We start from the raw sequence: 13,913 nt of genomic DNA, 5'->3' as shown, positions 1-13,913 counted from the left end.
AATTTAAGGTTAATAAATATTAATTTACACAATATAGGCATATAGATTGCGTTTTCGTAAGAAGTTATGTTAAAATTCATTAGTAAATATGGTAAGCAATTAGCGATTATCACAATAATCGTATTTTCTCTTATAGTCGAGACCTACGCCAGTCATTCCCACAACAAAAAAGTTTTAATACTGCATTCTTATCACAAAGGATTAAAATGGACTGATGAAGAAGACCGCGGCATACGTGATAAAATTACATCTATAAATTTCACAGAAATATTTACAGAGTATTTAGATACAAAGAGGCATTTTAGCAACGATTATTTTGAGATAAAAAAGAAAGAATTTCTCCACAAGTTTTCCGATGAAAAATTCGATGTAGTTGTTACTACGGACGACGATGCTTTTAATTTTGCGTTGAACAACCGTGATACAATATTCAAAAGGTCGCCAATTGTTTTTTGTGGAGTAAATCATTTAAATCAAGAAACAGAAGAAAGAATTAAGGGGATTGCAACAGGAGTATCCGAAGCTTTCGATTTAGCAAAAACCTTTGATATAATGCTAAAATTGCATCCAAAGGCAAGACGAATACACATAATAAACGACACAACAACAACGGGCAAGGGGAATAGAGTAGTATTGGATGCAGTAATTCCGAAATTTTCGCAAAAAGTAGAATTTAGATTTCTGGATAATTTAACCATAGAAGACGTGTTATACGAAGTATCGCAAATTCGTTCAGATGAAGACTTGATTTTCCTAATGACATTCAATCGAGATGCAGCAGGCAAGGTAATATCATACGACCAAAGCATAGAGTTAATCGCGGCAGCTTCGATAGTTCCAATTTATGGAGTATGGGATTTTTATCTTGGGAAAGGAATTGTTGGCGGCTGCTTGACGAGTGGATTTTATCAAGGACAAGTTGCAGGCGAGTTGGCAAAACAAATTTTGGAAGGTAAAAAAATCGAGAATCTCTTTGTTCGCCATAATGGATTAAATCGCTATATGTTTGATTACAACTATTTAGTAAAGTTTGATATAGCTCCGGACTCGTTGCCAACCAATAGTATAATAATAAATAATCCGAAATCCTTTTACGAAATGAATAAAACCATAGTGTGGTTTTTGTTTATAGTGATTTTGCTTTTGTTGGTAATAATTTCAATACTTATAAGAAGCCATAGGGTGCAGAAGCAATTGAATTTGGAATTAATGACAAGCGAAGCCAAATACCGTAACTTATTTGAAACTATGCCCGATGGATATTACCGCTCAACCCCGAATGGACGGTTTTTAGATGCGAACCCAGCATTTGTTAAGATGCTTGGCTATGATAGTTTAGAAGAACTCAAATCGATTTATATTCCCGAGGCTTTATATGTAACGCCAGAAGAAAGAGATGAGATTATTCAGAGAAGTACAATGTTTAGCAATGAAATAGATATATACAGACTGAAAAGAAAAGACGGGACAATGATTTGGGTAGAAGACCACCCAAGATATATTAAAGATGAAAGCGGCAATATTATTTTTCACGAAGGAATTTGCAGAGATATAACAGACAGAAAGAAAGCAGAGGAAGAAATCCTTGAACTAAACCGAACTCTTGAAGCAAAGGTTCAGCAAAGAACTTTCGAATTAAAGCAAGCATTGGAAAGCTTAGAAGTTTCGAATTATGAATTGAAAAACTTGAATGAGGAAATTGCTCGCGAAAGTATGCGATTATCTGAACTAAATGAAAAGCTTATACGCTCGGAAGATGAACTGAAAAAGATTAACGACACAAAAGACAAATTCTTTTCCATTGTAGCTCACGACCTGCGCAATCCAATAGGTTCGTCAAGAAGTCTATTGGAAACTATACTGTATTATTTCGATGAAATGAAACCCGATGAAATAAAAAATATGCTGAATGTTATGTATGAAACCTCAAAACGCACTTATGAAATGCTGGAAAATCTTCTTACCTGGGCAAAAGCACAGATGAGAAAAATAGAATTCATACCATTTATCCAGCCTTTATTTGGAGTAGTTGAGCAGAATATTAGACTCTTTCAGCAAACAGCGAAAAACAAAGAGATACAAGTAAATAATTTAGTTCCTAACGAGCTATTAGCGTATTTCGACATGAATTTGATTGATACAGTAATAAGGAATTTAATAAGCAATGCGATAAAATTTACACCTCATTATGGGACAATTTTAATTGGAGCAGATGATAATTTCGACGAGAACTATATCGTTGTGTTTGTAAAAGACAGCGGCGTAGGAATTGACAAGGAACGGTTGGAGAAACTGTTTGAAATGTCGAAAGCTCGATCTACACAAGGCACAGCAGGCGAACGGGGTTCGGGGTTAGGCCTGCTGCTTTGCAAAGAATTTGTTGAAATGTCTGGCGGGCAAATTTGGGCTGAGAGTGAACCAAACAAAGGCACAGTAATATATTTCACGCTACCTAAAAATGGTAATATTTAATTGAAATTTTTGGCATAATATTTTCTATGAAGTCGTATAATCTAAATATTCACCTATTACGACTTGAAATGAAAAAGAAGAAAGAATCTATTGTTTGGTATGTTGCAATAATTGCTGTTGCATTAATTGGAATATTTGCAGTATATAAACTTTTAATTTATGAAGATAACAAGCTGAGGCAAAATCATTTAACAAATGCACTTTTCATATCAAAAATAATACAAAACGGGGATATACTTCTACTTTCTGGGACAAAGGATGATGTAAACAATCCCTATTATAAGCAAGTAAAGTCGCGTGCTTATGAAATTTTCAAGATAAACAAGAAATATAGATATATTTACGCTTTCAATCGGAATGAAGAAGGCGCAATATTTTTCTATTTCGATTGCGGCAACACAAATAAATTGAGGGAAAAAGAGGCAAACCCCGGGGACATCTACAAAAATGCTCCGCAAGACTTTTTTAATTTGTTCGAGGAGCAAAAACCTGTTGTTGTTGGACCTTATAGTGATGAATGGGGGACATTTGTGAGTGCCGTAGTGCCCATTGTCAATCCAAACACAGGTGAGATAGCAGGAGCAATAGGGGTTGACATTGATGCAAGCACGTGGTATTTTGATGTAATCAGTAGTAGTGCGTTGCCAATTGCAGTAGTATTTATCTTCGTAATCTTGTTTTTATACAGGAATATGAAAAATCAAATTAAAATAACAAATATCATTAAAGAAAACGAAGAAAAATACCGCCAATTGGCAAACAATATTAATGATGTAGTTATAACTATAAATTTAGACAAAAAAATTACCTACGTTAGTCCATCTGTTTTCAAGACATTTGGTTTTACAATTAGTGAATATAAAAACAAATCTTTTAACAATTTATTTACAGAATATTCCTGTCAAAAAATTGAGAAAGCATTGGGAGAGCTGCTTGAAGAGCGAAACGGGAAAAACCGATTTATTGAGGTTGAGCATTACAAAGCAGATGGCTCTAAAATTTGGGTTTCTCTTAATATTTCATTGTTGTACGACGAGGACAACGAGGTTATGGGATTTATTGGAACAATTCGCGATATTCATAGCAGAAAAATTGCCGAGCAACAGCTTCAAGAAATAAACAAAAATTTGGAAAATATTATCAAAGAGCGAACAAAAGAATTAAATGATACTTTGCAGCAACTTGAAGAATCAAATTACGAACTTAAAATGCTGAACGAAAATCTATCGAATGAATCAAAAAAATTAGTTGAATTGAACGAAAAATTGATGGACTCGGAACAAAAATTGCGTTACGCAAACGAAACAAAAGATATGTTCTTTTCAATAATTGCTCACGATTTGCGAAATCCGTTTGTAACGCTAATAAACAATGCAGAGCTACTGGATAGGTTTTACGAAAAGATGAGCGACGGTGAAAGAAAAAAAGCGATACACAACTTGAAGAATGCTTCGAAAAACACTTATCACTTGCTGGACAACTTACTTGTTTGGTCCCGCTCGCAGATGGGCACAATTGAGTTCGCACCGTATGAATTTAATCTGAAAAATTTGCTTTTGGAAGTAAAGCTGATTTCGCAACCGCAAGCAACTGCAAAAAATATTGAAATAAATATTGAAGTGCCTGATGATATTATGGTGTTTGCCGATGAAAACATGCTTGGGACAGTATATCGCAATCTTGTTACAAACGCAATAAAATTCACACATCGTGGAGGACAGGTTCTGCTTGGTCAAAAGCCATCGAAAAAATCTGAGATATGTTTATTTGTGAAAGACACGGGAATTGGGATAGATGAGGACAATTTGCCAAAGCTATTCAACCTGGATAAAAAGATTTCTCGTCCTGGAACGGAAGGAGAAATGAGCACCGGGCTTGGGCTGATTGTTTGCAAGGAGTTCATAAACAAGCACGGAGGGAAAATCTGGGCTGAAAGCGAAATTGGCAAGGGGACAACTTTCTATTTTACCCTACCGGTAAAAGATATTTCAAGAAATTAATTTGCTTATAGGTTCAAGGCGTAACCACAAAAACCTATGATCAAATCTTTTGCAGAGATGCACTGCGAGCGTTTCTGCAAATTATTTTTGATAATGCAATTATTTTTTAATGTCTAAACAAATAAATCGTCATTATAAATAAGTTTTGAGTTACAATTTTTTGCAATTGTCAATAAGAAAAAGATGAATAAGAGAATAACAATCAAAATATTGATATTGCTATTAGTGCTTTCGTTTAGCTTAAAAGCAGAGGAAGATAAATTCATCCCATCGATAGAGCCACTGCTGTGCGGAGTTCGAATATACGGTGATAACGAAACTATGCCACCTATACTTGTCCTGAACAATAGTTCAGGTTACTCGACCAATATTGGGAGCGAGAAAATAACTGTGGAACTCGATATTTTTGCAGACGTACCACCGAACTTATACGCTCGGTTTGTCCATTGCACTGCCGACTGGAAGGAAACCGGGAATATATTCTATCAAGAATTATACCACCGCCGATTTAGCAATATTCGCTGGGATGTGGCGGGATATACCAACCCATATTTTTCGCATAGAGGATATTTCACATTTCCTGATTTTAATATTCCGATTAAGTATTCTGGCAATTGGAAAGTGAAATTCTACAATTACGACGATGATAAAGAAGAATTTGCAGAAGCAAAGTTTTTTGTAGTTGAGCCGAGAGCCCAAACAGCGATGAGCATTTGGAATAGTATGTATTCGACCAAATACAATGTTTCATCAACAAGTTATAATCTTGATGTGCAGGTTTGGTCAAAATTGAACCTGCTGGACAATAATGTACATACTTGCGTGCTTTATAAAAACAATCGTTGGGAAGAACCACTCGTAATTTCCGACAGAAGCAATATAGACGACTATTCATATTTATATAAATATCATTATCGCAGAAGCGTTTCGGGTTTTATCGGAGCAAGGAAGTTTTTTAGAATTGAGGGTGTGCCTGCCGAAAACGAGTATAGAGTACTGGATTTGACCAATCTTGGTTATTTCCCACGTGGAGTAGCCGAACAGAGATTACCGCTATCGGATTTGCGGCGCAACGGCACCTTCAACGAGTACGATAACGAAGGGATGATGATTACAAATCGCGTCCCAAATTATGCAAATGACTATATTTATTTGGAGTTTCTGCTTGAACCCGACGGAGTAATTACGAACGAAGATGTATTTATAATCGGCACTTTCAACAACTGGAAGCCGGATTTTCGCTGGATTATGCACTTCGACGAAGCCGATCGCTACTACAAACTGCGGGCATGGGTGCGTCGCGGTGTTCACAATTATCTATACGCCACGGGTGAATTCGACTTTTACCGAAACCGTGCGGTGCGATATTCAACCGACCAATACGAAGGCAACACAAGCGTAAACGACCATTCGTTCATTGCGTTTGTTTACTACAAAGATGTTGCTTTCGGAGGTTACGATGCAATTATTGCAGCAACAAGGCAAAGTATTAGTAGAAGTTACTGAGGATAAAATGAAAAAGTTAGCATTATTATTGATTACGCTTGTTATTATTGGGTGTTCAAGCAAGGTTGAAAAAAGAAAGATTATGCTTGGCCACTACATTGCGGGCAGGAACATAACGACGGAAGACATTTCCGAAACAAAGGCGGACGCTGCTTTGTCCCTTGCGACAAGGCTAACGGGCAAATTCGATTTCATTGAGAAACCCGACCGCGACACAATCGCTCAAAAATTCTACGACGAAGGCAAAAAGCCTATTCTGCTCGACATTGCCAAAATTGCAGGCGCAGATGAAGTTGCTTTTATGCGAGCAGATAGATTTATCAATATGCTACGAGTGGAACTGGTGCTTATCGATGTTGCCGACACAACGGAACGTCAGATTGGCGAAGGGTTCGCCCATCTGAACTATCGCCAGGCTACTACTGAAAAAGCTCTTTTCGATCCGTCACTGCTTACTGCCACTCAAAGGGCATTCGCAGATGCCAAAAACAATAGCAAATTATATTCAAATCAAGTTGGGAACTTAAATGTGAAACCTGTACCAACGCTAATTCTTACTGGGATTGGCTTTAGTCTGCCCATCGGCATAAGCCCCTGGAATTTGTATGATGCACGAGTAACGTCCTCGTTTTCCGCATTGGAAGCAATTTTCGAAGTAACAAAAAAATCAAAGGATTTCGTTGCTTACGACCTCGAAACGCGGGACAGTTTGTATAGTTTGTTTAATCTCTACGTTGTAGAAAATTATAATTTACCTACTTTAAATGAGATAGACGCACTGCGAAAATTCAGGGTTGGATATTTTATTGCTGGAAGCTACGAACAATTGCCCGAAGCAGCAGAAATTTCGCTTACACTTTATAAAATTAACGAAAATGATGTTGAGAAAATCAGAACAGTTGTCGATATAATCAACGAAGATAAAATAGAAGAAATGAATAAAGTCGTAGCGAATTTGGCAAAAAAGTTGCTAAATATTGATAGCGATTGATATTTCTGGCATATCAATTGCTAAGTAAATTGATAATGAAAAAAATTATTTACATATTAACTTTAATATTGTTGACTGCAACAGGCTTGCACTCGCAATCGCTTAACTTTGTGAGACGAGATGTCGATACGTCCCGAAGCAAGTTTGTTACGGCTACCTACTTGTTCAGCATCGATGTAGTTGCCGAAAATATCGAAAGATGCACCAATGTATCGTTCGAACTTCGCTACAACAAAACGCAATTTATTCGCTTTTCTGAGTGGGAACGTGGCAATTTCGGTAGTACAACGAAAACGCTTGTGCTTTCGTTGCCCGACGCTTCGACTGATATCGGCAGATTGGTTGTAACCTCCGGTATGGACTATACTCGCGACACAAACGCCCCCAATAATCCCAAAGTAGTTAATTTGAAATTTGTTGTAATCCCTGCCGCACCACACTTTGATGTAGTTACATTTAATTTAATTAATCCACGAATAACAGTAGTTAGCAATGGCCAATTGAAACTCATAGACTTGCCTACAACAAGTATTAGCTACACAATTCATAGTTTTGTCAATGTGTGGCCCGGTGATGCAAACAACGATGGGATAGTAAATCATCTTGATTTTGCTACAGTTTCGTATTATTTAGGCTTGGGTCCGAACACAAAGCAAATGCGTAGTTTTAAACGCGAACCTGCAAGCACTCTATGGGCGCCTCAACCTGTTATTGCGTGGGACACTGCAGCTGCAACTTATGCAGATTGTGATGGCAACGGTGAAGTCAATATGATTGATAATTTAGTCATTTCCTATAATTACGACAAACAGCATCCAGTTGGCAGTATTATCAATAATACGAATTATGAAATAAAGTTGCCGAAGGTAGTTGTCCAGAAAACAAGTAGCAGCATTGTTCATCCAATTTATGTAAGTACTTATCAGCCGTATTTATCGCTTGCGGGAACAATTGAAATTCCTGAATTAGAGGACTTTGAAGTCTTAGGAATTGAGCCGACAGGACTTCTGGACGGGAACGAAGCAACTTTTTCAATTTGGAAATCAGATGCTCGTTCGATTGATTTTTCGATTGGCACTGTCGATAGAGCTAAACAAATAAACAGTTCAGGAATTGTAGCAAATTTAGTATTAGAACCGAAAAAGTGGCGTCTTTCAGTTCCAAATGTTGCTATCAAAAACCTTAAAGGAATTTCTTCCTTTGGTTATATTTTCGAGCTATCTGCCTTGACCTCTATTGATGATAAATCTGAAAATCAAGAGATATTTTTTGCGAATAATACGTTTTATTTGAATAGTTGCTTTGGGAAATATGATAATTTAGAGATTTACAATCTATTGGGAGAACTTGTTTATAGAGCAGATATAAGGAATTCTTCTGTGGTAGAGACACTCTCGAAAGCCGCAATGAAAGGTTTTTATATTGCAAAATTTAGCAACTCAAATAAAGCAAAAACACAAAAGATAATTCTTGAATAGTCTATTCCGCAGGATATTTAAAATCAGTTACATACCACTGACTATCGATTTTTGCAGCAACAAAGTTAATTTTCTCTATCCAGTTAAGTTCCAGGCTCACAATAGAAATATCATCAGCAACTGGATTTGCTTTATATTCGGTAACTTTTTTGTTTTGCAAAATGCGGCGAACACGTGTAATATCGGTAATACGCTCGTAGCGTTGTTCTGCAAGGTATTTAGTTTTATCGGGCGACGCAATAAGCGACATAGCACCAAAAACATTGCTGCTATCGAGTTCGGCTTTGAACAGCATCACAACGCTAAGCGGAGCTCGCTGGGAAAGTTCTACACGCTGGGTGCGTTCCTTTGGTGGTGCTTTGATAACAATTAGTTCGCAGCTTGCAAGCAGCAGCAAAAGCAACAATATATAAGGTTTGTTCCTCATTTTTCTTTAATGAAGTTAACTACTTCAACAACAAGCATTTCAAGCATTTGGTTTGTTCCATCGAACGGGTGAGCTGAATTAAACCCGTGTCCAGCTTTGTCCAGCAACAGGAAACGGAGATGTTCTTTGTTCTTAACATTATGAGCAAGTTCGTATGCCTCTTTTGTGGAAACAGTTAAATCCTGCTTGCCGTGAATAATCAAAATAGGTTGTTCCACCTCGGAAATTGCTTTTGGCAAGTTGAATTTATCGGCATTGAGCAAAATATCTTCGAGATAAGAGTAATTAAGACGTAATTTTTGTTGTGAATGAACGAGTTTGAACTCAACGTAACCACTACGTCTCCATAAATCTTTTTGGCGGTCAGAATATCTATCGAACGAAGCAATGGGCGAAAGCAGAATAAGTTTCTTGATCCGAGGGGAAAGATTTGCTGTAAGAATTGCAATTGCAGCACCTCGGGAATGCCCGCAAAGGACAATTTTGCCGTCCCAGTTATTATAATCTATTGGTATTTGCTGGCTTTCGAGCGCTGAGATGAAATCCTGAACATCTTGTATTTCACGAGAAACAGTGTTTTGGGCGAAGAGTTCAGAAATGTAAATCAAGCGTTCGCCATCAGCAACAGCAGAAAGCGAGAAATCAAACCGAACAGAAATGAAGTCGTGTTCGGCTACTTTTTCGCAAAGGTAAGGATAAAAGCCCCAGTTTCGGAATGCTTTGAACCCGTGAAGGAATAGAAACAGCGATTTTTTCGTTCTATTGCTATTATCAATTATTTCTAAATTAATATCCAGCCCGTAACTATTTTTGAACGAGCTAATAATAGTACTCATTTTAACTGACTGTTGTTAATATTCTGTTCCAGCGAATATTTTTAATTTTTTCAATTAAGTTGTAGGGACGTTCGTAAGCATCTTTAATTTCCCAGGACCAATAGATAATAAGAGGTTTGCCAAGAACATTGTCGTAAGGGATAAATCCCCAATAGCGGCTATCGAGACTAAAATCACGGTTGTCGCCAATTCCAAAGCAATAGTCGCGTTGAACAATGTATTTATCGGTTGGTTTGCCGTTTATAATAATTTGGTTGCCTTCCATTTTCAAATCATTACCTTCGCGTTTGATGAAAATTTCCCACTCATCTAAATTTTCGAGCGAGAGATTAATCACGTCCCCTTTCTTGGGTATGCGAATTGGACCGTAGTTATCGTGTGTCCAGTTTTGTCCTTTGGGAAAGGTACGAAGTGTTTCCATTGGGTCGCGAAAAGCGTTGTTGCTAACAACTGCATTAGGTGGCAATTTTTGCTCAACACCATTGACGTAAAGCACATTGTTGATAATTTGCAAAGTATCTCCGGCGGTAGCAACACATCGTTTCAAATAATATTGAAATTCAGATGCTTCGACTTCATCACGATATCCGGGGAAAATAAATACAATAACATCATTTTTCTCGGGTTTGCGAAGTCCCGGGAATTTATAGAAAGGCAGAGGAATATTCACAAACGGAATTATCTGAGGAGTTGATGGGCCGAAAATCAATTTATTGACAAAGAGGAAATCGCCCGTAAGAACGGTTTTTTCCATCGAACCGGTTGGCACAACAAACGAAGCAATAAGCAACCCGTTGATTATCATCACAAAGATAATTGCACCTACGATTGTTTTAATCCACGAAACAACGTGTTCGGCAAAAGTTTGAGGTTTCTTTTTATTTGCTTTGTAGTTTTTGTAGCTTCGATAAGCAGAAACAATGAAATTTTTCATAATTTATTCCAATTAATTAATCTTTATCAATACTTAGAACAGCAAGAAACGCTTCTTGTGGAATTTCGACATTCCCTACTTGTTTCATACGTTTTTTGCCTTCCTTTTGTTTCTCCAAAAGTTTGCGTTTTCGGGTAATATCGCCACCATAACACTTTGCAAGAACGTTTTTACGAAGTGCTTTGACATTGGTTCGAGCAATAACTTTCGAGCCGATAGCCGCCTGAATAGCAACCTCGAACATTTGGCGAGGTATAAGGTCTTTCAGCTTTGTGCAAAGTTTTTTGCCCCATTCATAAGCTTTGGAGCGATGAACAATTGAGGAAAGGGCATCGACCTGGTCGCCATTAATCAAAATGTCGAGTTTTACAAGGTCGCCGGGCTTATAATCGTGAAATTCGTAGTCAAGCGAGGCATATCCACGAGAAGTAGATTTCAATTTATCGTAGAAATCGAAAACAACTTCGGCAAGTGGCAATTCCCAACTCATATCAACGCGGTCGGCAGAAAGATAATGAGTGTTTATGAGAGTGCCGCGTCTATCCATACATAGTTTCATAATATTGCCGATATACTCGCTTGGAGTAATGATTTGCGCTTTGATATACGGTTCCTGAATTTCTTCAATTTCAACCGGGCTTGGTAATTGAGCGGGATTTTCGATGAAAATTTCTTCGCCATTGCTTTTGATAACTTTATAGCGAACGTTTGGAACAGTTGTAACAATGTTCTGGTTAAATTCGCGTTCGAGGCGTTCCTGAACAATTTCCATATGGAGAAGCCCAAGAAAACCGCAGCGGAAGCCAAATCCCAAAGCGCTTGAAGTTTCGGGTTCGTATTGGATAGCCGAATCGTTAAGCGAGAGTTTAGCCAGCGACTCACGTAAATCTTCGAAATCATCGGAATCAGCCGGATAAATACCGCTGAACACCATTGGCTTGACATTTTTGAAGCCAGCTATTGGTTCCGAACAACGATTTTTGAAGAGAGTAACTGTATCGCCAACTTTAGTGTCGTGCAAATCACGAATATTTGCTATAAAATAACCGACATTCCCGGCGGAAAGTTCGCTGGTACGGTGGCGTTTCATATAAAGAATTCCTACTTCTTCAACGTCGTAGGTCATATCGGTTGCCATAAAGTAGATTTTGTCGTTTTCGCGAAGGACACCATCGAAAACGCGGATATAAACAATCACACCACGATAAGAATCGAACACGGAGTCGAAAATCAAAGCCCGGAGTGGAGCCGATGGGTCGCCTTTCGGCTGGGGAATACGTTCGACAATAGCTTCCAAAATTTCGTCTATACCGATAGACTTTTTAGCAGAGGCAAGCAAAATTTCTTCTTCTTTGCATCCGATAAGGTCGATAATTTGCTGTTTTACTTTATCAATTGTGGTTTCGGCACTCGGCAAGTCAATTTTGTTAATTACGGGAATAATTTCCAGATTGTGTTCAATAGCAAGGTAGAGATTGCTAATAGTTTGGGCTTCGATGCCTTGTGTTGCATCGACCACTAAAATAGCACCTTCGCAAGCAGCAAGCGAGCGGGAGACTTCGTAGGAGAAGTCAACGTGTCCGGGAGTATCGATTAAATTGAGAGTGTATTGCTTGCCGTTGCGAGCTGTGTAATCCATCTGAATAGCGTGAAGTTTGATGGTAATACCGCGTTCTTGTTCGAGTGGGTTGTCGTCAAGAATTTGGTTTGTAACCATTTCACGTTCGGTAACTCTTCCGGTACGCATCAAGAGGCAATCGGCAAGAGTAGATTTACCGTGGTCTATATGAGCAATAATGCAAAAGTTGCGAAAATTTTCCATTTTTTAAATTATAGCCTAAATTACAAGCTACAAATATACTAAATTAACTTGTGAAATAATAATAAATTAGAATAAATGTAATCATTACCCGATTAAGAAGCGTAAGTGCAAAACGATGTAAAAATAATTGTTGATGGAAACAGCCAGGCAAATATTTAGCATTTTTGATAAAAAAAACTGTCTTTTGTAGAGACGAAAAGCATATTGTCCTCCAAAATCCCCCAAGTTTCTCTCCGAGATGTCGTTATATTGAAAGCACCTTTTTGATTACACTTTGTTGTTTTTTAATTACGCGGGGATGTAAGCGGTGCGTCTCTATTTCGGGCGGTGAAAATATATACGAAGAGGCACGCGATGGCGTGCCTCGACTGCAAAAGAATTGCATATTTTGATGTTTATTACTATTTGCCGAGTTTCAAAATTAAATCAGCAATGCGGCAGGAATAGCCGAATTCGTTATCATACCAACCCACGATTTTAACAAAATTGCCTTGAACATCTGTCAGAGAAGAATCAAAAATACAGGAATGCGGATTGCCCACAATGTCAGTTGAAACAAGCGGGTCAGTGGAATATTCCATAATTCCTTTCAAATACGTTTCTGAAGCTTTTTTCATAGCTGCGTTGACTTCTTCAACTGTAACTTCGCGGAAAAGCACAGCCGCAAAATCAGTAATCGAGCCATCGGGAACAGGGACGCGCACAGCGTAGCCCTTCAGTTTCCCTTTCAATTCAGGAATAACAAGACCCACAGCTTTGGCGGCGCCGGTTGTTGTAGGAATTGAGTTAATTGCAGCGGAACGAGCGCGACGCAAATCTTTGTGTGGCAAGTCCAGAATTCGCTGGTCGTTTGTGTATGCGTGGATTGTGCACATAAAGCCGCTTTGAACGCCGAAATTATCGTGCAGCACTTTCACCATCGGGGCAAGGCAGTTTGTTGTGCAGGAAGCATTAGAAATTGTCTTTTCGTTGCCTGTCAGAATGCTATCATTAACGCCTAAAACTATTGTAGCATCGACATCACCTTTTGCAGGTGCTGAGAGGATAACTTTCTTCGCACCACTTGCAGCAATATGGCGTTCGAGTGCTTCACGATTTGTATAAACGCCCGTCGATTCGAGCACTATATCGACATCTTTCCAGGGAATGCTTTCTATTGTTTTTTCTGCTGAAATTAATATACGCTTGCCATTAACAATTAATTCATTGCCTTCAACGGTAACTTCGCCCTGGAAGCGACCGTGAACAGAATCGTATTTGAGCAAGTGAGCCAGTGTTGCAGCGTCAGTTAAATCGTTGATGCCGACAAATTCAACATCTGCATTTCTTTTTACAAGCTCGCGGAAAGCCAAACGGCCTATTCTTCCAAAACCATTAATTGCAAGTCTAATTGCCATTTTATTTTCCTTTTTTTTAATTTGAACACATTATTAGTGTTTTAATAGAC

The 13,913-nt window shown here is 38.2% G+C and carries 10 protein-coding genes; 5 read left to right on the top strand and 5 right to left on the bottom strand.

Translation table 11 applies throughout. The annotated features are described in order from the left end of the window. Positions 1–66 precede the first annotated feature (66 nt). The 5 genes from AC6QZF_RS03420 to AC6QZF_RS03400 all read left to right on the top strand — a co-directional run bounded on the left by AC6QZF_RS03420 (position 67) and on the right by AC6QZF_RS03400 (position 8,447). Entirely contained in the window at positions 67–2,472 is a 2,406-nt protein-coding gene (locus AC6QZF_RS03420) for an ABC transporter substrate binding protein (protein WP_499798478.1), read from the top strand. Positions 2,473–2,498: 26 nt separating this feature from the next. Next, a complete protein-coding gene (locus AC6QZF_RS03415) occupies positions 2,499–4,472 on the top strand; it encodes a PAS domain S-box protein (RefSeq protein ID WP_499798477.1) in 1,974 nt (657 codons plus the stop codon). Positions 4,473–4,655: 183 nt separating this feature from the next. Further along, positions 4,656–5,978, top strand: a complete 1,323-nt coding sequence (locus tag AC6QZF_RS03410; RefSeq protein ID WP_499798476.1) for a type IX secretion system plug protein domain-containing protein — start codon at positions 4,656–4,658, stop codon at positions 5,976–5,978. Beyond that, positions 5,932–6,969, top strand: a complete 1,038-nt coding sequence (locus AC6QZF_RS03405) for a hypothetical protein (RefSeq protein WP_499798475.1) — start codon at positions 5,932–5,934, stop codon at positions 6,967–6,969. Before AC6QZF_RS03410 ends, AC6QZF_RS03405 begins: the two co-directional genes overlap by 47 nt. A 35-nt stretch (positions 6,970–7,004) precedes the next feature. Next, positions 7,005–8,447: a dockerin type I domain-containing protein gene (locus AC6QZF_RS03400; protein WP_499798474.1), complete on the top strand. Its 1,443-nt coding sequence runs from the start codon at positions 7,005–7,007 to the stop codon at positions 8,445–8,447. Position 8,448: 1 nt separating this feature from the next. On the opposite strand, the gene AC6QZF_RS03395 is transcribed toward AC6QZF_RS03400, so the two are convergent. The 5 genes from AC6QZF_RS03395 to gap form a co-directional block, all read right to left on the bottom strand. Further along, entirely contained in the window at positions 8,449–8,874 is a 426-nt protein-coding gene (locus AC6QZF_RS03395; protein WP_499798473.1) for a hypothetical protein, read from the bottom strand. Then, positions 8,871–9,710 carry an alpha/beta hydrolase family protein gene (locus AC6QZF_RS03390; RefSeq protein ID WP_499798472.1) on the bottom strand — a complete coding sequence of 280 codons (840 nt, stop codon included), beginning with the start codon at positions 9,708–9,710 and terminating at the stop codon, positions 8,871–8,873. Before AC6QZF_RS03390 ends, AC6QZF_RS03395 begins: the two co-directional genes overlap by 4 nt. Before the next feature lies 1 nt (position 9,711). Beyond that, positions 9,712–10,644: a signal peptidase I gene (gene lepB, locus AC6QZF_RS03385; protein WP_499798471.1), complete on the bottom strand. Its 933-nt coding sequence runs from the start codon at positions 10,642–10,644 to the stop codon at positions 9,712–9,714. A 16-nt stretch (positions 10,645–10,660) separates the two neighbouring features. Further along, a complete protein-coding gene (gene lepA, locus AC6QZF_RS03380; RefSeq protein ID WP_499798470.1) occupies positions 10,661–12,466 on the bottom strand; it encodes a translation elongation factor 4 in 1,806 nt (601 codons plus the stop codon). A gap of 401 nt (positions 12,467–12,867) precedes the next feature. Next, the gene (gene gap, locus AC6QZF_RS03375; RefSeq protein WP_499798469.1) at positions 12,868–13,863 is read right to left on the bottom strand and encodes a type I glyceraldehyde-3-phosphate dehydrogenase; all 996 of its coding nucleotides are present in this window, start codon (positions 13,861–13,863) and stop codon (positions 12,868–12,870) included. Positions 13,864–13,913 lie beyond the last annotated feature (50 nt).

Origin of the sequence: Eximiradius sp., from assembly GCA_937127445.1 — a bacterium.
Taxonomy (GTDB): Bacteria; Bacteroidota; Ignavibacteria; order Kapaibacteriales; family UBA2268; genus JAKIZO01.
The sequence above is the reverse complement of the archived record's forward strand: the minus strand, read 5'-3'. Positions and strand labels throughout refer to the sequence as shown.